At 60.3% G+C, this 22,112-nt stretch carries 13 protein-coding genes; all 13 read right to left on the reverse strand.

Annotation, left to right across the window (positions count from 1 at the left end; translation table 11 throughout):
• Positions 1-9 precede the first annotated feature (9 nt).
• The 13 genes from QFI97_RS05885 to QFI97_RS05945 all read right to left on the reverse strand — a co-directional run bounded on the left by QFI97_RS05885 (position 10) and on the right by QFI97_RS05945 (position 21,211).
• A complete protein-coding gene (locus tag QFI97_RS05885) occupies positions 10-8,397 on the reverse strand; it encodes a hemagglutinin repeat-containing protein (protein ID WP_346430720.1) in 8,388 nt (2,795 codons plus the stop codon).
• Entirely contained in the window at positions 8,390-8,938 is a 549-nt protein-coding gene (locus QFI97_RS05890; RefSeq protein WP_095099046.1) for a toxin-activating lysine-acyltransferase, read from the reverse strand. Before QFI97_RS05890 ends, QFI97_RS05885 begins: the two co-directional genes overlap by 8 nt.
• The gene (locus tag QFI97_RS05895) at positions 8,938-10,617 is read right to left on the reverse strand and encodes a ShlB/FhaC/HecB family hemolysin secretion/activation protein (RefSeq protein ID WP_346430721.1); all 1,680 of its coding nucleotides are present in this window, start codon (positions 10,615-10,617) and stop codon (positions 8,938-8,940) included. The genes QFI97_RS05890 and QFI97_RS05895 overlap by 1 nt, the downstream gene beginning before the upstream one ends.
• 176 nt (positions 10,618-10,793) lie before the next feature.
• On the reverse strand, positions 10,794-12,236 hold the full coding sequence (locus tag QFI97_RS05900; protein WP_499843338.1) for an EAL domain-containing protein: 1,443 nt from the start codon (positions 12,234-12,236) through the stop codon (positions 10,794-10,796).
• Between the two features lie 28 nt (positions 12,237-12,264).
• Positions 12,265-13,170 carry a fimbrial protein gene (locus QFI97_RS05905; protein WP_095099037.1) on the reverse strand — a complete coding sequence of 302 codons (906 nt, stop codon included), beginning with the start codon at positions 13,168-13,170 and terminating at the stop codon, positions 12,265-12,267.
• 17 nt (positions 13,171-13,187) lie between these two features.
• Positions 13,188-13,691: a type 1 fimbrial minor subunit FimG gene (gene fimG, locus QFI97_RS05910; protein ID WP_095099034.1), complete on the reverse strand. Its 504-nt coding sequence runs from the start codon at positions 13,689-13,691 to the stop codon at positions 13,188-13,190.
• Between the two features lie 12 nt (positions 13,692-13,703).
• A complete protein-coding gene (gene fimF / locus QFI97_RS05915; RefSeq protein ID WP_346430858.1) occupies positions 13,704-14,231 on the reverse strand; it encodes a type 1 fimbrial adaptor subunit FimF in 528 nt (175 codons plus the stop codon).
• A 13-nt stretch (positions 14,232-14,244) separates the two neighbouring features.
• Positions 14,245-16,881, reverse strand: a complete 2,637-nt coding sequence (locus QFI97_RS05920; RefSeq protein ID WP_346430722.1) for a fimbrial biogenesis usher protein — start codon at positions 16,879-16,881, stop codon at positions 14,245-14,247.
• A 74-nt stretch (positions 16,882-16,955) separates the two neighbouring features.
• Positions 16,956-17,612: a fimbria/pilus periplasmic chaperone gene (locus QFI97_RS05925; RefSeq protein ID WP_487333627.1), complete on the reverse strand. Its 657-nt coding sequence runs from the start codon at positions 17,610-17,612 to the stop codon at positions 16,956-16,958.
• A gap of 104 nt (positions 17,613-17,716) precedes the next feature.
• Positions 17,717-18,256 carry a type 1 fimbrial minor subunit FimI gene (gene fimI, locus QFI97_RS05930; protein ID WP_143350157.1) on the reverse strand — a complete coding sequence of 180 codons (540 nt, stop codon included), beginning with the start codon at positions 18,254-18,256 and terminating at the stop codon, positions 17,717-17,719.
• A gap of 71 nt (positions 18,257-18,327) precedes the next feature.
• A complete protein-coding gene (gene fimA, locus QFI97_RS05935) occupies positions 18,328-18,876 on the reverse strand; it encodes a type 1 fimbrial major subunit FimA (protein ID WP_095099025.1) in 549 nt (182 codons plus the stop codon).
• A gap of 495 nt (positions 18,877-19,371) precedes the next feature.
• Complete coding sequence (locus QFI97_RS05940; RefSeq protein ID WP_095099022.1) at positions 19,372-19,968, reverse strand: tyrosine-type DNA invertase; 597 nt, start codon at positions 19,966-19,968, stop codon at positions 19,372-19,374.
• A 637-nt stretch (positions 19,969-20,605) separates the two neighbouring features.
• Positions 20,606-21,211 carry a tyrosine-type DNA invertase gene (locus tag QFI97_RS05945; RefSeq protein WP_095099019.1) on the reverse strand — a complete coding sequence of 202 codons (606 nt, stop codon included), beginning with the start codon at positions 21,209-21,211 and terminating at the stop codon, positions 20,606-20,608.
• Positions 21,212-22,112 lie beyond the last annotated feature (901 nt).

Consider the following 22,112-nt stretch of genomic DNA (forward strand, 5'->3'; position numbering starts at 1 on the left):
TACCAGTATTTATTTCTTAGCTGGGATAGCAGTTACAAGTCTAACTACTCCGTCATTATTCTTAATCCAACCAAATTTTACGTTAATAGTTCTACCATTCGTACCAGTTATTGGTATTACCTGATCGTATTTAATACCAAACTGCGTTTCCGTTGTTTTAACGGCTTTAGCAGGATCGAAAACTATTTGTTTTGAAAGCTCGCTCGAGTTTGTTTTGTTAAAACCAAGAGCACTATCGAACCACTCAGCCTTACTTCCTCCGACAGGATGTTGTTTATCCAACAAATAGTTAGCTAATTTCTGCTCGACACTAGATTGTGTTTCTGCTGTATTTTTAATCGAATTTATGACTGTACCATTTCCGGAGTTTTTCACCGAATTAGCTGCCATAGCTTCGGCTTTCGCAGCCGCCGCTTCTGATGCCGTTTTACCAATCCCTATCGCACCACCGGCTCCAACGCCACCTGGAACCAGCGCTTCTGCTGTAGCTATACCAGCATCATTTAGACAAACTATAGGAGCTAATTTACAACCAGCAAGCGCAGTCCTTGCCAATACAGCCACTTCCGCAGTTGCTGCAACTATGGTTACTTCACCCGCAGCGACTATCAAGTTACCTTTCGCTACTCCTTCTGTGATATTCGCTTTACAGGTTGTGTCACAATCCGGTGTCTTCCCTAACCAAAAACCAAGATCTGAACCAGCAGTCAGTGCGTTATTCTCAACCGTCGTCTTTCCGGCCTGCGCGCCGGAAACCGCAGAGGTGCTGCTGTCACCGGCCAGCCCACCCGCCAGTCCCGCCGCCAGCGTTGCCAGGGTCGAGATGGTCTGTTTCTGAGTTTCGTCCAGTTCGCTGACCGTTTTGCCGTACATCTGCGTGGCGATGATGCCGATCAGTTCGCCGGTTGCAGCGCCAGCGGCACCGGCGAGGGCGTTCTGGTTCTGCGCGGCGGCAAGGGCGGCGTTGACTACCGCATGCGCGGCGACCTTGCCCGCATCGTCCAGATTGCTGTAGTGGCCGATAACCTCCGCCACATACGGCGCCGCGCCGCCGGCCAGCGCCGCCTTCAGGTCGCTGCCCGCCAGCCCCTGCACGGCGGCGGTCGCCGCCTGAATCGCCTGCTGGACGCTGCTGCCGGTACCCCATTGCTGCTGCGCGGCCTTATAGCCGTCGGTGGCGGCCAGCTGAGCGTTATATTTCTCCCAGGCCTCCTTGCTGGCGCCTTTCTCCGGCTCGTTGATCTTTTCCTTCGCCAGCTCGGCCTTGCCTGCGTTGATGGCGTTAATCTGTCCCTCGGTGCGCGCAATACCCGCCACCTGGTTGCCAATCTCGCCGATCAGCTGGGTCTGCTGCAGGCGCTGCTGCTCCTTCTCCTTATCGAATATCGGTGACAGGGTCTGGTTGGCATGCTCCACGTCGCGGCTGAGGTTCGCCACGTTCTGGGTCTGCTGGCCCTGGTCGCGGACAATTAGCGTACCATCGCTGACCGCCGCGTGGGTGGTGCTGCTGTCGTGGCCCTCGTTGTTCCCGCCGGACAGCAGGCCGTTGGCCATGTTCCCGGCAAACTGGCTGCCGATGCTGCCGCCGCTGCTGAAGCCGACGCTCTGGTGCTCGGTTTTAAAATCGGCGCGGTTGTCGATATCGCCCCAGCCCAGCGTGCCGGTGTCGAGGCGGTTTTTATCTACGGTGGCAGTGCTGCCAATCACCGCGCCATCCAGCTGCGTATGCTCGCCGACGGTGATGTCATAGCCGCCTTTGCCGGCAAAGATGCCCGTCTGCTCCACCACGGAATCGTAGTTGCTGTGCATCTTGTCCTTGCTGAGGTTGACGCTGGCGGAGCCGCTCATGGAGCCGAAGGTGAAGCTGCCCCCGGCGCTGGCGTTCTGCTGTTTTGAGTCGTAGCGGTCGCTGTCCTGCTCAGAGGTGAGGGTCAGGTTGCGGCCGATATCGGCGATAACCGTGTCGCCGCTGACCTGGGCGCCGGTAAGGGTGGTGTCGCGCCCGCTGTTGAGGATCAGATTGTTGCCGGCATCGACGGTGGTTTCGCTGTGGGTGGTGCCGTTGCCGCTTTCGCTGCCTTTGCCCTTGTTGGCGCTGGCGGAGACGCTGATCCCCCAGCCGCCGGAGCCCACGCCAATCCCGACGCCGACCGTGCCACCTTTGCTTTCGTTTTTGCCTTCAAGCAGCGAGGTGTTTTCAGCAGAGACCAGGTTCAGGTCGCGGCTGGCGGAGAGGGCCACGTTGTTGCCCGCCTTCAGCTGGCTGCCGACCGCGCTCAGATCGCCTTCGCGGGCGGTGATGCTGAGGTCGCGCCCCGCCGTCAGGCTGCTGCCCTGGGCGGTGGTCTGCTCGCTGCGCCGGGTCGATTTCGACGACTGGCTGCCGTAAGAGAGGCTGACGCCAACGGTATTGTTGTTGGTCGGATCGTTGCCCTGCGCCGCATCCAGACGGGCGGCCTGACCGGCCTGCACGCCGGAGAGGGCCGCCTTCACGCCCTGCAGGGCCTGCAGGCGGCTGCTGCCGGCGGATTTGGCGTCCTGGGTGGCCTGAACAACGCTGTTGAGGGCGCTGCCCGCCGTGCCGGAGAGGGCCAGGGTCAGGCCGGAGGTTTTCTGTTCGACCACGTGGGTCTGCCGGCTCTGGTTTTCGGCGGCGGTAATGGCGACGTTTTTGCCGCTCAGGGCCATGTCCTGGCCGGCGATCAGATCGGAGCCGTTGACCGTCAGGTTGTCGCCCGCGCGCAGGGTCAGGTCGCCGTTCACGCTGCCGACGGTGCTGCCTGCCCGGGTAACATCCGCCCCGGTATCGGTGGTTTTCACGCTCTGGGTGCCGTAGCTGAAGCCGATCCCGCCGGAGCTCATCAGCCCCGATTTTTTCTCCTGCTTCAGGTGCTGCTCGCTGTTGTACTCATCCTGGGTGTCGATCCGCAGATTGTTGCCCGCCAACAGCGCCACGTCGCCGCTGCCGGCCACGCTGCTGCCGCGCACGGTGAGGTCGTTGCCGGCGGTGATGCTGACGCTGTCGCCGTTCAGCTCGCTGCCCTGGGCCGTCTGCCGCGACACGCTGTCCTCGGTGCGGGTGGTGGTTTTGGACAGCCAGCCGCTGCTGCCGGTGACCTTGTGGCGCTCGTCCAGCGCCTGGCTGTTTTCGCCCGCCTCGAGGGTGAGGTTATTGCCTGCGCCGAGGTTCAGCGCTGCGCCGGAGGAGAGGAGGGCGCCGCGGGCGCTGAGGTCGTGCCCGGCGCTCAGCGTGACGCTGCCTTTGCCGGTCACTTCGCTGCCGGTGCTGCTGCTCTGGCTCTGGCTGAGGGCGTTGTCGGCATCCCACACCAGACTATCGCGCCAGGCGGTGGTGACGTCGTTGAGCTGGATATCGCGCCCGGCGACCAGCTGGACTTCGCCGCGTTCGCCGCTGGCGACCACCTGCGCGCCGCTGAGGGTGATATCGCGGCCGGAGTGCAGCGTCAGACTGCCGTCATCGCCCTGGACATAAATGCCGGAGACGCTGTCGATGGTGGTGCGGCTGAAGCGGTTATCGCCGCTGACGCTCTGCGCGTCGGCGAGGGTGGTGGTGGCGTTGATGTCCCGTCCGGCCACCGCCTGCAGGCTGCTGTCGCCCTGGATGATGCCGCCGATGTTATTGATATCGTTGCGGGCGCTCAGGCGCACGTCGTCGCCGGTCAGGGTGCCCGCCCGGTTGGTGATATTGTCGGCGTCAAGCTGCAGGACGCGGCGGCCGTTAAGGGTGCCGCTGTTGAAGAGATCGCCGTTGAGCCTGATGCTGACGTTATTCCCGGCGAGCAGCGCGCCGGAGCCGTCGATGTCGCCCGGTTTAACTTTGGCGTAGACCTGCGGCACCAGCACGCTCTGCAGCGAGCCGTCCGGCATCTTCACCGTGGTGTTCACCAGCCAGACGATATCCCCGGTCAGCAGCGCCATCTGCTCGGGGGTCAGCGCCACGCCGCTCTTCAGCGCGTACTGTTTGCCGAAGGTAATACCCTGATCCATCAAGGCTTTAAACTGCTCTTCGTCGCTGGTATAGCCGTCAAGGTAGCGCTGGCCGGTCAGGGCGATCACCTGCTCGCGGATCAGCCGCTGCTCATAGTAGCCGTCTCCCAGCCGTTTCAGCGTCGTGTCGCCATTGCCGGCCAGCGCCTGCTGCATGTAGTCGCTGCCGAGCCACTGCTTCTGGTTGGTGAAGCGCGGATCGGTCTCCACCAGATACGGCACGTCGCTGGCGGGGTTGACCGTAAACAGGCTGTTATCCGGCAGAGTGGTATTCGGGCCGACGATGCGAATCGCCCCTTCCGCGGGCGTGACCTCAAACTGCTGGCCCGCCGGCGGCGTGACCGGCTCGCCGGGCGAAACGGTGTGCTGACCGGCGACGGCGCCCGCCACGCCGATCGCCGCCGCCGTGCCCTGCGGGGTCAGCGGCGCGATGATGAGCGGCGTGCCCTCGACGCTGCCGCCGCTGATAAGCTGCCCCGGCTTCAGGGAAATGCTCTGAATTTCGGTCGGCGGCGTATATGCGGTACGGTCGCGGCCCTGCTCGTCGCCCCCTTTGTGGCGAATGCGGTAGTAGTGGGTGGCGGTACCGACGTCGGTGGTTCGCCGCTCGCCCGTTACGGCGTCGTTTTTCACCTCCTGCAGGCCGGCGATCGCCAGGGTACCGCCGGCGATGACCTGGCTCTTATCGTTCAGCAGGCGGTCGCCGGTGAGCGTTATATTGCCGCCGGCGAGGATCTTCGCCGGGTCGGATTCGAGGACCCGCGTCTCTTCCACCGTGCGGGTATAGTCGAACTGGTTGAAGCTATCGTTATTACTGCCGGTGTCGTCCGGGGTATTCAGATTGCGCAGGCCATCGGCGGAGTTCCTGTCGACAAACACGCCGTCGTCCGCGGCGTTCCAGCGGTTGGGGGAGCCGGTGTGCTGATATTCGGTCACCTGCTCCTGAGCAACGGTGACGATCCCGGTGGTGAAGCGATCGTTGATGTTGTTGATCTGCCCGGCGGCGATCGTCATATCCCCGGCGGACTCGATCGTCGCGCTGTGGTTATCGATCGTTCCCGCCCGGCCGATCGCGGCGCCGTTATCCCCCAGCGCGCCGCCAATCAGCAGATCGCCGCCGCTGTAGATCAGCCCGTGGTCGCGGTTGTTCAGGGTCTGCACCCCGAGGTCGACGCGCTCGCGCCCGGCAAGGGTCGCCGCCGTGCCGTTTTCCGCCAGGTTGTTGAAGGTGACGGCGTTGACGCCAACGGCGTTGCCGTAGATGCGCCCGCTGCCGCTGTTGGTGAGGGTTCCGGCGTTAATCCGCGTATAGCCGCCGTCGATCAGCCCGGCGTTGAACAGCGTGTCGCTGACGTTAAGCGTGTTTTGCCCGGCGTTAATTTCGCCGCTGGTCTCGTTGTTCAGGCTGCGGCTGGTGAGGTCGAGCCTGCTGCCCGCCAGCAGCTTACCGCCGTTGGTGATATCCCCCGCAGAGATGAGCGTGAAGCTGCCGTTGGCCACCATCGTCCCGCTGTTATTCAGCGACTGGCGGCTGCTCAGCGCCATATCGCCGAGCGACAGCAGCTGGCCGCCGCCGTCGAGGCTTTCCGCGTCGATGCGCAGCATCTCGCCGGCTTTCACCGTGCCGCCCTGGTTTAGCAGCGCCAGCCCGTCGCCGCGAATATCCACCGTCCCGGAGGCCGCCAGCCCGCCGCTGCGGTTGTTGAGCTCGCCGCCGTTGCGTACCGTCAGCGATTTATCGGCCAGGATCATCCCGCTCTGGTTATCGATCGTCTCGGTTGCCAGGGCGATGTTCTGCGCCTCCAGCCCCTGATTGTCGCCGAGGGTATTCTGGTTGATAAGCCTGGCGGCCGTGAGCGTTAGCGTCGCGCCGCTGCGCATCAGCCCGGAAATATTGTCCACGATGCCGCGGGCGCTATCGATCAGCAGATCGCCGACGCTCTGGATCTCTCCCCCGCCGTTGTGCAGGTGCCGGCTGCGCAGGGTGGCGGCTGCGCTGCTGATGATGCTGCCGCTGCGGTTGCTGATATCGTCGGCGGCGAGCGTCAGGCCCTCGCCGCTCTGGATCAGGCCGCCGCTATCGTTGACCAGCTGCCCGCCGTTAACGCTCAGCGTCCGCTGCGCCGCCAGCTGGCCGCCCTGGTTGTCCAGCCGGTCGGCGTGGAGCAGGGCATCCGCGTTGCTGAACAGGGTGCCCTGGCGGTTGTCGAGGCTGGTGACGCCAACGTCGAGCGCGCCGCCTGCGCCGACGATCCCGCGAGCGTTGTCCAGCGTGCCGCCGTTCAGCGTCATCGCGCCCAGCGCCTTCAGGCTGCCCTCGTGGTTCTGGAAGGCGCTGAAGCTGGCGTTCAGGGCCTGCTCCGCTGCGAACTGACCGGCACGGTTATCAACATCGCCCCCTTTGAAGGTGAGCGTGCCGCCGCTGGCGAGGTAGCCGGACTGGTTATTGAGCGCGCCGCTATAAATAGCCAGCGCGCCGTGCGAATACAGCGATCCGGACTGGTTGTTGAAGGTGCCGTCGGCGAGCGCCAGCGTGGCCCCGTCGGCGACGATAACCCCCTGCTGGTTATCCAGCCCGGCGGCGCTGATGATCTGCGTTTTGGCCGCTTCGATGCGCCCTTTGCCGTTGCTGACCGCCTGCGTACTGCGGATCTCGCCGCTGCCGGTGGCGGCGGAAATCAGCCCCTCGTTATTATTGAGAATGCTGGCGTCGAGCCGGGTATCGCCCGCCGCGGCGAGGGTGCCTTTGCGGTTATCCAGCGTCGTCCCGGCGTGTGCCGTCAGGCTGCCGCCCTGCGCCGCCAGCACTTTCCCGCCCTGGTTATCGACGGAGTGCGCCGCGAGCTGAATATCGCCGTTGGCGGCAATCTCCCCCTCCCGGTTATCGATATCGCCAGGCAGATTGACCGCCAGGGTGCCGCCGCCGGTCTGCACCAGCTTGCCTTTGCGGTTCGAAAGATGCCGGGCGGAGAGCGTTATCGCGTCGGCGCTGAGCGTGCCGCCGTCGTTGTTGAGCGTTTGGCCGCTGCGCAGGGTCAGATCCCGGGCGTTGACCTCGGCATTTTGGGTGAGCAGGTGGCCCGCGCCGCTGTCCAGCTCGACCCGTTGGCCCTGGGTCCGGCTGCCGCTGACGTCCACCCCCTGGCCGCTGGCGTGCAGGTTTCCGCCGGCCAGCGTCTGGCCGTGGACGCTCAGCTGGCCATCGGCGTGCAGCCGCAGGTCGCCGCTCTCCGCCAGCTTACCGTCATTTTGTACTCCGGCGGCCATCACGCTGCCGCGGCTACTGGTGAGGCTGGCCGCCTGAATGTCCACATTATGGCCGGCGGTCAGCGCGCCGCCGTTGCTGAACTCGCCGGCGGTACGGACGGTGGCGTTTTCGCTGGCGCGCAGCGTGCCGCTGTTTTCAATGCGGCCGTCGGCGGTCAGGTTCACGCTCCCGGCCTGGGCGCCAATGGCGCCGGCGTTGCGCACCCCGACGCCGCTCTCCGTGCCGACCATGCGGATTTTACCCGCGTACATGCCGCCGAGGCTGGCGACATCCACCGCCAGCTGCGGACGCGTTGCCGGATCGTCGCCGGTTTTTTCGATGCGCTGGTGGGCGGCATCCACCCGGTTGCGTCCGGTGGTGACCTGCAGATCCTTCGCCCACAGCCCGGCGTTAACCTTCACCGAGCGGGCGATAATATCTGTGTAATCGGCCCCCGAGCTCTCCATCCCGGCGCCTTCGATGGTCACTTCGCCGCGTTCGACCTGATAGCCGGTGAGATTGCCGTTATTAATCTGCGCCTGGCCGGTGGTCAGGGTGGCGCGGTTGGCGTTGATAAAGCCGCAGCCGTTACAGGTAATGCCGGACGGGTTGGCGATCACCACCTGGGCCTTTTTCCCGGCTACTTCTATCATCCCGTTTAGCCGGCTGGGGTCGCGCGAATTCACCTCGTTCAGAATGACCTTCGCTTCCCCTTTCGCCAGCCAGGGGTTCCCCGCCACCATGCCGCCCAGCTGGGTCTGCACGTTTTTATGCGAGTTATTGAGGATCGCCCCCTGCTGGTTGACGTCGAACTGGCTGTAGGTATTGCGCGATACCCCGGCGGCCGACGGGGTCTGAATATTGACCTGCGGCGTACCGTTGGCGCTCGGCAACACCGTTGGCTGCTGGTTTTTCGGCGCTCCGGCGTCGGCGACGATATTGGCCTGCGCCGGATGAATAACGCCCATCGCCAGCCACAGGCTGAGGCTGATGGCGCTGACCTTGCCGTGCAGCTGGCGCGGGAGGCGTCCCGGCGCGGAAGAACGTGCGGAGCCGGCGCGTCCGGATCGGGCGATGTCCGCCACCACCATCAGCATGCCGCGCGCTTTGTTGAACACAATACGGTAGAGGTTCTTATTCATGGTTTAGTCCTTTAAACGCTTCCGGCAGGTTGACGGCGAGCGGGTGAGTCCGCCGCCAGGCCCTGGCCTGTTCGCGGCTGACGCGGCGGCCGTGGAACGTCACCACCCGCTTGCCGCGCTGCTCGCCCCGGTGATAGAGCGCCCGTGCGCAGTGGTCGGCAAAGATGTCCTGGCGCATCAGGGCGTTCATGGCGGCGGTATGGCCGAACGGCGCGATCCAGTCGCAAAACCACATCCGGTCGCCGCTGTCCCAGTCAGTCTCGCGCATCTCAATCGCCGGACGGGTGAGGTAGCGGGCTTCCGACTCCCGGCTGAGCCACGCCCAGCTGAGAAAAAACACCGGCCGCTCGTTTTGGATAACCAGCACATACTGACGGCGCTTGATGATCGGCATCAGCAGCGTGGGCAGGGCGTGCAGCGGGGCATCCCGGTGCATCGGCGAATGCATCCATAGCCAGACGCTGGCCCCCAGCACTTCGGCTTCGTTGTCAGCGCCGCCGAAGATCAGCGGCGCCTTAATCTCGTATTGTCCAACGCGCATCACCAGCTCCAGTTCAGGTTGAAGCCAAGAGTCACGGCGCTGGTGTGGAACCCATCCGGCTTCGAGAATGGCGTTCCGGCGAACAGGTCATAGCCGGTATTGAAGGCGCTGCCGCGAACGCCGATCGCGCCGCCCGCCAGGTGCTGGCCGATGAGGTAATCAGAGCTGTAGCCGCCGACCTCACCGTAGTCCGCACCGAGATAGAGCTCCTGGCTCTCCAGCGGGGTGCGCCAGGCCAGATCGTTGCGGACGTACCAGCCGTGGCTGGCGCTGAGGGTGCGCTCGCCGTCGAATCCGCGTACCGTCCAGCGGTTGCCGATGGCGAACTGATCCTGCGGCGTCAGCGGGGTGTTGCTGATCTGGCGTAGATACTGCACGTTGTAGCGGAAATTTTGTGTCCCAAGGGTAAAAGGCAGGTCGAGCTGGGCGTTGAGCTGGGTGATTTTGCTCAGCGCGGTGGCATCGCCGACGTACTCTTCCGGCGCGGGCCGCGCGCCAAACCAGCGGGTGCCGCGCTGGTAGCTGGCGCCGAGGTCGAGAGTGGCCTGACCGATATAGTGGCGATGCTGTAGCCCCACGCGCCAGGCTGCCGTCTGGCGACGCTGTACGCCGACTTCGGTATCGTCGATGTAGTTGCGGGTTTCGCGGGCCAGAACGTCGTAGGTGAAGGTCGTTTTCTGCGTACCGCTGCGGTGCAGAACGCGGCTTAGCTGCACGTCGAGATTTTTACTTTTGCCGCTGTAGCGGTAATCGCTGTTGAGGCCTGCCACCGTCTGGTGATAGTCGTAGTCGCTGCCGGTGACCCCTAGCATCCAGTAGCCGTAAGGCACCGAGTAGTGGGCAATGTAGTTGCGGCTGCTCTTGCCGCCGCTATCGTTCAGATCGTGGCTGGCGGAGAGATAGAGTAAATCGCTTAGCGAGAAGGGGTTGTCCAGAGATAGCGTCACGCCGCCCTGATAGCGGCCGGTGGTTTCCGTGCCCGAGTCGTCCAGCGAGAGCCCCAGACGCCACATCTTCGACTGTTTGCGCGTAATAACGATATCGCTCTCGCCGGGATTGTCGCCGGGGACAATTTCCATACTGGCCTCGACGGTAGGCAGACGCTGGAGATTTTCCAGCCCCTGTTCGATATCGCGCAGGTCGAGCAAATTGCCCTCATGGGCCGGAAAGGCGCTATACAGCCGGATATAGTCGTCGCTCCGATCCGTCAGCCGCACGTGGCGCACGTAGCCCGGCACAATAGTCAGCTTCAGGGTGCCGCTTTTCAAATCCTGGGAGGGCGCCAGCACACGGGTGGTGATCCAGCCGCCGTCGACCAGCCGGTTTTGCAGGGTGCTCATCAGCAGGTTAATCCCTTTCCCTCCGAGACAGCGCCCCTGGGCCTGGTCGGCGATGCGCTGCAGCGGCAGCCAGCGGGGGAGCGCCTGCTGGCCGCTCAGCGCCACGCGGTGGATGGGAAAACAGGGGGTTTCCGTCGGAAAAGGGATACGCCCGAAGCTGGAAGAGGGCTCAGAAAGGCGCACGTCCGGCGTCGGCGGCGTCAGCTGCTGTTCCAGCGCCTTCTGACGCTGCTGCTGAATAATAAACTGATCGTCAGGGCCCGCGGCGTGGGCCGGCAGCAGAAAAAACAGGCCTATAGCTGAGGCGATCGCTTTGCAAATAATGGCTTCGCGGTTCATTGGCATCCTTGCAATGTGAAAAATGAACAAATGTGAGTTTGTGTAAAATTGTTCAATTTTTGTCAAGGAAAGGGAACCAGGCATATTCCGAAAAAGAGCGCCCCCCCTGCCGGGATGCAGGAGAGTGGAGGGTGGGAGCCGGCATAAACCGCCGTGATTTCAGTAAGAAGCGCGCGTTACCCGGCAACGGGCGTGGCATATCGCCCCGGTGAAAAGCGTTGAATAAGATCTTCGAGGTTTTCGCGATTGACCGGGGGGGAGATCAGATAGCCCTGAAACCTGTCGATCCCCAGCGCCTTCAGCATATTCAGCTTTTCCAGGCTATCCACCCCCTCGGCAATGCAGCGGCTTCCGGTCAGCTGGCAGTAGTAGATCAGGCTTTTTACCAGCGCCAGCGCGTGGGCGTCGTGCTGGAAATCATTCACGATGCTCATGTCGAGCTTGTACTCGCTAAAGCGCACCGCGCGGACCGGAAACATCACGCTGCTTTGTGAAAAGCAGTCGTCGAGCATAATACGAAAGCCCTGCTGCTGTAATTTCACGATATTGTTGCCGATCTTGCCCTGACGGTTGAGATCGACGGTTTCGGCAAATTCCAGTACCAGCCTCTCCGCCCAGCGTGGTTCAAGCAGCTGCTGGCGGGCCGCTTCCATCATGCGGATGAGATTGTCATGACCGGCGATGACCGGCGGGACGTTCACCGAGAAGTAGTATTCGCCGCTATGCTGGTTGATCCCCTGTACGGCTTCCCGCAGCGCAAAGGCCGTTAGCAGCAGCCACGCATATTCCGCACGCACCTGCGGCAGAAACTCGCCGGGCAGCAGCACATTGCCGTTGCGTCGCCAGCGCGACAGCACCTCGATCCCCTTGAGCATCAGCCGGCCATCGGTAATGGGCTGGAACACCGGAAACACCTGCCGACAGTGGATCGCGTGCACGAACTCGCGCTCAAACGCCGAAAGCGTGGCGAAAGCCTGCGCTTTGTGCCCTTTTGCCTGGCTTCCGGGGAAGCGGGTGGCGAGATGCGGATGATGTTCCACCATCTTTTTCAGTCCTGACAATCTCTGGTTATAAAGGGTTTTATGGCTAACGCCCCGCAGCTCGGCCTGGCGAGTGATGCTGTATCCGCGCAGCCAGTCCAGCGCGGCGTTGAATTCGGGTTTGCTCAGGCCCGTCGGGGGAATGCCGCGCGCGGCCGACTCTTCACAGGCCAGCGTCTCCAGCGAAGGGTAGTCCGGCGCAGCCTGGCCCAGCAGCGAGGCCAGCTGCCGGCAGGGCAGGTCGGAGGCGACGGTTTTGACGGCGGCAAGGCGGCGCCGGCTGCCCACCAGATACAGCAGCGTTTGCCACAGCCAGCCGGCGGGGCTGCGGCTGAGGATCAGCATCGGCAGCGCGCTGGCGCTACGGTCGAGCAGCAACGCTGCCTGGCGCAGGGTAAACAGCAGCCAGAAGGGATCGTCGGGCAGAAACACCACGATCCGCCTGATGGTCGCCGGGTCGGGAAGCGACGGCGCGTCATGAGCCTGAGGAGATAAAAACGTTGGCCGCCGCCCTCCCGCGCCGAGCATCGAAGACAGTCCTTCCGCGGCCATCGAACACGGCGAGAGGATGCAGTCCACCGCTGGGGCGGGCGGCGGGATCGGCGCCTTACTGGTAGACAAACGTCACCCCAATAATTGACTGCACGTTGCCGGCGGTGACCTGCCCGCTGGTGCGCGCATACTCTGCCGTCAGCCCAAGGCTAACCGGCGACGTTCCGACCGTACCCAGCGATACCGGGCTGTTGGCGGCCACCGCCGTACCGCCGCGGGTTAGCTGCACGCCGATCCCCTGCGCCGGCGAGGCGGAGGCGGTATTGGTGAAAATCGCGTTGCCGGAGCCGGTGGTGGTGCCCGACAGGTAGTAGCCCAGCGACTGGTTCTGCGCGCAGTGCACCGTCAGCGGGACGGCCATCGAGCCGGGGTAGTCCGGCAGCGTCACCGTCACGTCGCGGGCGGAGACGTCGCAGCCGCCGGTCGGGACCACCACGTCGTTATTGGCATAAATGTTCCAGACAAACTGGTAGGAATCGCTGTTGTAGTTGTTGGTCTGATGGAGGATCAGCACGGCGATAAGCGAGCCGGAGGTAATGGCGATCCCGCCGGCGGTGCTGACCGGCGTCAGGTAGAGCACGGCTGGCCACGGCTTATCGGTGGTCGAGTCGTAAATCACCCGCGAGGTTTCCGTGGTGGTCGGGAACGGATAAGAGCTGCCGTTGTATTTTACGGTACCGGAGAAGCTCGATAGCACGCCGCCGTAGGCGGAGCCGCGCTGCAGGGTCACGTAGTCGGTGATGGTCTGCGGATAGTCGTTATGGCAGAAAATCTGCGTCGACAGATCGACCACCAGGTTTTGCCCGACGCTCACCGCGGGAGAGAGATTCACGTAGACGTTGGCGCTGCCGCCGCCGATGGGGATCGTTTGTCCGCTAGCGGTTTTACAGGCGAAGGACCAGGCGTTGATCGACCAGCCCATCATCGCCAGCGCGGCCAGCAGGGTGACTATTTTTTTCATAAACGTACTCTCCTGATTCAGGCGTAGGTGTAGGTGACGTTAATCACCGCCTGAATGGTTCCCTGGGTGGCGCCGCCGTTTACCGTCAGCGCTCTGACCTGCAGCGGGAAATGGGCGGACTGGGTGGCGTCATCGACCTGCACCGATTTATTGGCGCCGTTGTTCAGCGTGGTGCCGCCGCTGTCCTGCAGCTCAAGCTGGATATTGCCGGCGGTGCCCTGGTTTTTGTAATAGCCGGTGCCGTCCGCGGTGCCGCTGAAGGTGGCGACCACCCGCGAGGTGCCCACCGGGCAGTTGCTTAAATCGAGCGCCACGCTGTGCCAGGCCGAAGCGGCCCCCGCCGAGACCAGGCTGAAGGTGTAGAGATCGCCGAGGTCGACGGTGGCGTTCGTGGTCGACACCGTGCACGGTTTTGCCACCACCTTGCCGTTAACGGTGATGGTGACGTCGGCGGCCTGTAGCGAGAAGGCGGCCATGAGCAGCGCTCCGGCCACCAGCCATCCTGGGTGAGTCCATTTCATCTCAGCCTCCGGTTACTGAAATTCCAGCGTAAAGGTCGCTGTGGCATTAACGTGTCCGGCGGTGACCGGGATCTGGGTCGCCATCAGGCGGGCGTAAAAGTTCAGGATATTGGTCTGCCCTGGCGTCAGGGTGGTCCAGGCTATCGCCGAGGAAGCGGCGTTCAGCGGCAGCATCGCCTGCTGAGTATCGAGGATCTGCACCCCCATCCCCGCCGCGGCCGACGCGCCGCTGTCCAGCTTTAACAGGCTGGTGTTGTTGTTATCCGCCACCCCGGTGAAGCCAACCTTTACCGCGGTAACCGAACTGCCGCAGGGCGACAGGACGATGCGAAACGGCACCACGGGAGTGGTTGCGCCGACGGCATGAAACTGTTTGGCGGCGTTATCCAGCAGATCGACGGTAAAATCCTTTGATTCTCCCGCCACCGCGCAGGCGTTATCCCGAACATAGCCGCTGATGGAGATCGTGCTGTCGGCGGCGAAAGCGTTGGCCACGGCAAGCGACAGCACGGCCATCAGCAAATAGAGCGATTTTGTCATCATGATCCTTTCCTTAGCGGCACACGGCAGATAGCTGGCTGAGCGCCTGCTGCTGGCTCTCCGGCGGCAGGCGATAATCGGCCACGCAGCCGGCATCCGGCCCGTCTCCCCACTTCACCTGTACCTGACCGGCCAGCGGCATCCCGCTCAGGTAGACCTGCCCGTTATCGGCGACAATGCTGCCGCTCTGATTACTCGCCGAGGTCACCATGGCGCCGAACGGCACCGGCTTGCCGTTGCGGGTGAGGGTCATCAGCAGCTTCATCCCGACGTGGGCCTTGAAGTCGGCGCGCACGATCGCGCCATGCGTTGGCACCACGCTGACCACGGCGTCGTCAAGATCGACGTTGTCGGCGAGGGTGTTGGTATCCAGCGCGATCCGGTTCTCCCTGTACTCGGTGGCGTAAGGCAGCACCGCATAGCCGCGCCAGTCGGTGCGCACGCCGGTCTGGTTTTCCACCTTCACTTTTTCCGCGCCGGGCGCTTTGATAAGGACCACCGTGTCGTTCAGCGGCTGGCTTAAGGTCACGCCGTTGGCATGGGCCAGCACGCCGCCGCTGACGCCGTAGTAGAGCTGCTTAAAGCCGTCGCTGCGGCTGTAGCCCACGTTGGCGTTGCCGTAGCCGCCGCGGTAGTTCAGCGCGGTATAGCCCGTGCCGCCGCTGTTGCCGGCGCCGCCTCCGGCATAGCCGGTCTGCACGCTGTAGCTCAGGTTGTTATCCTCCAGCAGCGTGCCGTAGAGCCCGGCGAGGTTGGTCATCCGGCCATCGAGATCGTGCGACATGCTGTAGCTGGCGCTGGCGTGGCGCCACGCTGATTTGCTGTCCGAGCGCAGCCAGTGGCTGAACGGAATGTTGACGTTGACCGCCAGCATCTGGTCGCGCCCCTGCTGCCAGGCGTTTTTGGTCAGGCTGTAGCTCAGCGTCCAGTTGATATCGTCCACTGCGGCGTTCAGCCCGGCCTGCAGCTGCTGGTCCGCTTTGCCGGTTGACCAGTAGGTTTGATGGCTGCCGCTCAGGTAGAGCGTGGCGGTGCGTCCCAGCTGCTGGGTGACGCTGACCTGCACCTTGCCGCGCTTGCTGTAGGCGAGGTTGTAGTAGTCGGTGAATTTGGGCTTCACCTGGATAACGCCGTCCTGGGTCTCGACGTCGTAGCCGCTCATCCGGCTATAGGTGGTATCGGCAAAGCTGTAATAGCCCCGCGTGGAGTAGCGGTAGCCGACCAGCTGAATATTGGTGCCGATTTCGTTAAGCGATTTGTTATAGAGAAAACGCAGCGACTGCCCCTGATGCTTGCTGTCGTCCGGCAGGGTGGCGTTTGCCTGGGTCACGTCCAGCGACACGGCGCCGAACTCGCCCATGTTTTTACCTACGCCGAGGTTAAAGGCGCGGTAGCGGTCGGCCAGCTGGGAGCCGCCGTACAGCGTCCAGCCCGCCGCCAGGCCGTGCAGCAGCGTCCCCTGGAAGAATTTCGGCTTCTCCTGCTGGTCGTTGCCGCTGCGATATTCCCCCGCCGTCAGGGCGAAGCGCGAATGGCCCTCGCGCTGCAGCACCGGCACCGTTGACCACGGCACGGTAAAGACCTGGCGGGTGCCGTCGGTCTCTTTGATGGTGACCTGCAGATCGCCACCGTTACCTGCGGCATAGAGGTCGTTGATGGTGAACGGCCCGGGCGGCACCGTGCTCTGATAGATCTCGTAGCCGTTTTGCCTGATCGAGACCTGCGCCGTCCCGCGGGCAATCCCGTGAATGACCGGGGCGAAACCTTTCTGGCTGTCCGGCAGCATATTGTCGTCAGAGGCCAGCTGGGCGCCGCGGAAGTTGATGCCGTCGAACACGTCGCCGTTGGTATAGCTGTCGCCGAGCGTCAGGCGCGAGCGAAGGGGGACAATATCCCGCTCCAGCCAGCTGTTAACGTGCTGCCACTTATTCTCGTTGCTCGATGAGCTGCCGCCGCTGCTGTAGCTCCAGGTGGTGTTATCGCGCAGGCGCCAGGCGCCGAGGTTGAGGCCGCTTTGCAGATTCAGGTAGGCATAGCTGCTGCTGCCGCCAATATCGTTGTGCACGTTGTTGCCGGTGAAGTTGTAGTTCAGCAGCCCGGCGTTAATTCCGTCATCCCAGAGCTCAGGGGGAATATAGCCGCGCGCGCGGTTGCCCATAAAGGCCTGGGGAACGGTCAGGTACAGGCGCTGCTGGCCGACGTCGAAGCGGCTGGTGGACTCTTTGATCATGGTGGTCAGCGGTACGCAGGCATCGGCGGCCAGCGCATCCATTCCCGACACGGCGGGAGTATTGACGCCCATACTCGCCAGCTGTCCGCGGGTCAAACAGGGCGCCAGCCGATGATCCTCTTCCCCGGCCTTAAAGGTCACGTCGCGGGTGGTCATAAAGCCGTTGTTCAGGTAGATATCGACCCGATAGGTGCCGGGCGGTACCTCCTGTCCCTTTTCGAAACTGGAGAGGTCCGCTACCGCCGCCGGATCGTCAGCCAAAAAACGCGGGTTAAAATAGAGTTCCGCCCGCGCGGCAAAGGCCTGCGTTGCAAGCGCAAGCAGCAGCGGGAACTGCACCAGCCGTCGTGCAAAAAGCGGGGCATGACGCCGGGCGCGAGGAGAAACCAAACGGTTCGGTCCATATTTCAGATGTGACATAATCCCTCCGGTCCGAAGTCGCCCGGCAGTCAGTTCTTATTATATTTCAGGGGATAACGCTGGTTTCCCCGTAGCTATTGCGCGACGCCCTTCATCCGCGGGGTCAGCGCGCCGTAGTCGTTAATCGTCCGCCAGGAGATCTCGCTGCCGGCGCCCGGCGGTAGCTTCACCGAGGCTTCGCCCATCGGCGGAACCAGCGCGTTTTCCAGCACCCGGGTTCCGGCGTTGAGTTCGGTCACCGTCAGGTAGTAGGGAGTAGGGTTAATCAGCGTGAGGGTGTTCGCACTGCGGCGAAAGCGCAGCTTCTCCGTCGCCTGGTCCGGCGAGAGCGCCAGCTTAGCCGGGCGATAGTAGAGCTTGATGCGGCTGATAATCGCCAGCTGTAGGGTATTGTCGCTGAGCTTCGATTTATCCATCGACGGGATCGCCTTAACGTTCATCCAGAACAGGCTTTCGCGATCCTGCGGCAGCTGATTGTTGGTGGCGTCGATGATCCGCAGGGTGTTCTCTTTTTTACCCTGCATGGCGAACAGCGGCGGGGTGATCACAAAGCGTCCGTCCTTCTGACCGTCGGCATTTTCTACCCACGACTGAATCAGATAGGTGCTGTTGTCATCGTTATTGGTTACCGCCAGCTGGACCTGTTTTTGTCCGGCAGGATAGATGACCCGGGTGGCTCCCAGCGCCACGCCCGCATCGGCATAGGTGCTAAACCCGCCGGTGGCTATCATCAAAAATCCCGCTAACAGGCTGCGCGTTATCCCCAGTCTCTTTCTCACGTTTTCCCCTTTTATACTCACCGTTGTTTCCCGTATCCGGTATGCCTGCTGGCTGGTTACTGATAGGTCAGCGAAAACCAGGCCTGAGCATTTGCGGCTCCGCCGGTCACCTGACGTCCGGTCGCCCGATATTTGGCGACAAAATGTAGCGTGGTTGGTCCCGTATACAGCTGTGACCAGGTCGTTGGTGGGCTATTAAGCGGGATCAGATGGTCCTGGCTGTCAAACAGCGCGACGCCGACGCCGGTAGCGATCCCTGGGCCTTCGCCCACCGAGAGCACGTCCGGATTTTTGCCATCAGCAACGCCGTGAAACGTCATTCCCACCCGCTGGCTGACCGCGGTGCTGCAATCCTGTAAATGGATCGCGAAAGGGACGGGGTCAGTATCTTCTCCTGCTGAATGAAACCGATTGCTGCTGATTTGCCCCATATTGACCGTCAACTGCCGATCCCCTGCTTCAACGCGGCAGGATTCGGCGATAATGACGCCCTGGAAACGCATGTTGCCGCCGGGCAGGGTTACGTTCCACTGGTTACCGGCCAGCGCCAGCGGCGGCAGCAAAAAGATCAACAGACCTGATTTCATTCCTTGCATCGTGATTACCCCAGTCCTGTATGGATAACGGGCCATCCTGGCCCGACGAGCATCCGTGCGTGATGTGTCAATTACTCGTACTGAACTTTGAAGGTCGCGTCGGCGTTAGCGGTACCGGCAGTTGCCGCGCCGGTTGCATAGTAGCGAGCCTGGAATGGAATGATGTTGGTGCCATCATTCAGCGTGGTGGCGGCACCGAAAGTTGCGCCGTCAAGCGCCAGCGCGGTGCCGGTGCTGTCGAGGATCTGTACGCCGACGTTAGTTGCGCCGCCGGCTGCAGAGTTTTGCAGCGCCAGTACGGTAGTGTTGGTGCTATCGACCGCCGTGCCGGAGAAGGCGACGGATGCTTTAGTTGCAACGCTGGTATCACAGTCATCCAGCTGGATGTTGAAACCAACGGCGGAGCTGGTGCTGCCCGCGGTAGCGAGTTTGGCTGAACGCACCTGGCCCAGCTGTACGGTTTGATCGATAGAGCCGGCGTCTACTGCACAGGCTGCGTTGACCACTTCCCCTTTAAAGTGCACCGTCCCGCCGTTTACCGTGGTGGTATCGGCCAAAGCCGCCGCGGAGCTCAGGGACAGGGCTGACAGAACAACGATTGCCAGTGTTTTGATTTTCATGTTGTTTTCCTTTAAACAATGTCGATATTACGAACCGAAATTGGCAGTCTTTGTGCCTTCCAGGCATTCCATATGTCAGCCGAATGGTCCGACTGCCGGCTCTGCTCAGTTTTTGCCCCAACGATGAGTCAATTGGGGCCATTTTGACTCATTGGACTAAAATGCTTAAAGTGTGGATTTTTCAGTGTTTATTTGTCTTTTAAGGCCTTTGTTTTTCTATTTTGTGGTTTTTTATGCTGTATTTTTATTTTTGGTAGCGTAGGCAGAGCGGCTGAGTCAGCGGAGAGGACAAGGCAGAGTTACGAATGGTATGGAAATGAAAGTAAATAAATGTCGGGGTAAAAAGTGTTTTTAATCAATTAGATATTTATTATTTTTGGAAATATATGCACTTGCCAGTTGCAAAAGATTACAAAACATTTTTATGATATAAACAGTTTGGCCCCAATTGACCTGTTCATTCACGAAATTTATCTTATTTATCAAAGTAATAATTTATTTCTTCTGCTCAGGCACGCTTTTATCCAGCAAATTATTTCTTTCCCATAATCCGGCAAAACGTGCGGCATTGCTGGCGGTATAGCGCACCGTATGGCGAATATTTCGATGTCCCAGATAATCCTGAATCAAACGCGTATCTGTCCCTCTTTCGGCGAGCTCATAGCCGCAGGCGTGACGCAGCATGTGCGGGTGGGTGTGGGTCGCGGTTCCGGCCTCTTCGCCGGCGCTGCGGATAATACGATACGCCTGCTGCCGCGAGAGCTGGGTGCCGCGGCGGGAGATAAAAATAGCGTCGCTTGTTTGCGCGGCCTTCCAGCCGGCGCGGACCTGAGTCCAGCGCTCAATCGCCTCCAGCTCGTCAAAGCGCAGCGGGTGGATGGTTGAAAATCCGTTCTTCAGCCGGCGGACGTTGATGCGCCCCTCGCTGAGGTCAAGATCGCGGTAGTGCAGGTTGAGTAATTCACTGATTCGCATGCCGTGGCGAAACGCCAGCAGAATAAGACAATAATCACGTTCGCCGGTTGGTCCGTGCCGTACGGCCAGCATCATAGCCTGAACTTCTTTGGCGGTAAGAAAACGACGTCGATTCACAATACATTGCTCCTGTATTTAATTTACACGAAGGCCTCAGCCTGAAAAAATGTTCAGGCTGATTAAAAAATAATCCGCGATGTTAAAACCGTATTATATTAAGGTATTTAAGTTCAAATAGGCGATCACATTACATTTACACATAGCCAAAATATCGCCACGCGATAATTCTTATTTTTATGGATTTTATTCAATACCACAATAGAGTCGCCGGTAATCGTTGCCAGGTCCATAAAATCAAAAGGGAAAAAGCTATTGGTGGCGATATTATAGATGAAAAATAGCGCTGAATGGTTTCGAAGCTATCCCGTCAGGCTATTTATTTGCCACGTCCTGCAGGGCGCTCCAATGGGTAAACGTGGCGAATAATCCTTACGTACCAGGCGTACGCTCCGGATGCTCCGCGCTGTCGGTGTCCAGACTGACTGCGGCAATTACGTCCGGCGGGACAGGTTCCTGGTCTGGTTATAAATAGCGAATGGATATCCGGAATATATACAGGGATATCGCTATTTGATTCTTTGCTGAGTAAATAAGAACTTGCGGGAACATTAATCTCAATTAACGCATGGTTAATATTTATTAATGTTTCCCCGCTTACTGCTCGTGACAACGCCTTCCCTGGCGTCAGGTAAGATTACTGGATAAGGCTAATACGCCGCTTCTCTTTGGCGTTGTCCCAGATACCGTAAAAGCGGCCGGCGTTACTGGCGGTGTACCAGACGGTATGGCGGATATTTCGATGTCCGAGATAGTCCTGGATTAATCGCGTATCTATTCCCATGTTGGCTAACGCGAATCCACAGGAGTGGCGGAGCATGTGCGGATGTATTTCCAACGACAGCCCGGCATGGCCTCCGGATGAAGAAATAATTTGGTAAAACTGCTGGCGTGAGAGGGGATTGCCTTTACGTGACAAAAATAGCCACTCGCTGTCGCTATCGGGATAGCCGGTACGGATATCCAGCCAGTTTTTTAATGCCTGAATCTCTTTATTTAGTAACGGGTGGGTAGTAGAGAATCCTTTTTTCAGACGATGAATATAAATACATTTTGAACGGAGATCGATATCGGATATTTGCAGGCGGCATATTTCACTGGCGCGCAGACCATGAATAAAACACAATAATGTCAGGCAGTAGTTACGCGCGGCGTGCACTCCTGTATTGGCAGCTTTCAACAGCGACTCTATTTCGGCTTGAGTCAGGAAGTTCCTTTTTTTGATATCGGTGTTATTTTTCATTATCATCCCTTTTAATTGCAGGCATACATTACGTTCTGGCCATCGTCAGCAGGCCAGCTTTTACATCCGACTGTAATTTGTAATCGTTAACTCTACCTCTCCGCGGTACTTTCAGGGGCGCAGGAAAAGTATTCCAGCATATATTACTGCCGGCAGGTCATTATGTTTGAGATAATGAATGAAACATAAAGATCCCCGCAGTTGAGGAGCGGTGGCTTCATAAAGAGTGACGGATGGTTTTTTATCTTGTTGAAAGAATACGGTTTTCCTGGGGGCTTCAACGTCCGGTTCATCCTGCTTTTCTCCTGATTATGCGCTCCGTAAATATAGAGGCATAGGCTATGGGTCTGGAGCTTTCCTGACTCATAGTACTGTAATAATTAAACTCCCGGCGGGCTCGCCATCATTCCCTGACGGAGGGTTCTGGCCGCGTACCGCAGATGAATATTGCGTAAATGTCCCGCAGCTTGCGAAGAACGATATGCACGCCGGATAGCATTCACTGCATCACTACAACAGCGGTTAAACCATACTGCAAAATTCAGGCGGAGAATAGTAATAATAAGTAAAGCGATATGTGTGGCGCCAGCGATCAATTATTAACGCGGCGGGTGAGGGCGAAATCTCCCCGGCGCCGCTGAACCAGCTGAACGCCTTGTTTACGGGGGTTTGGAGTCTTTTGGAGCTATCTGGAATTTTCGGTGCCGGTGTTTTTTACGCCTGAATAAGCAGGCTAATTCTATCGGGTTTTTTGACGCTATTATTATTTGCGTCTGAAGCGATCTTTTTGATCCGCACCGAAGGGTATTCCATGAGGCGGAATCCACGCCGGGAGGCTGACCAAAATAGTGCTGGCCGCTGCGCCATAAATTTACGCAGCGGCGTCAGGGATTAAACGATC

Origin of the sequence: Klebsiella scottii, assembly GCF_036561945.1 — a bacterium.
Classification (GTDB): Bacteria; Pseudomonadota; Gammaproteobacteria; order Enterobacterales; family Enterobacteriaceae; genus Klebsiella; species Klebsiella scottii.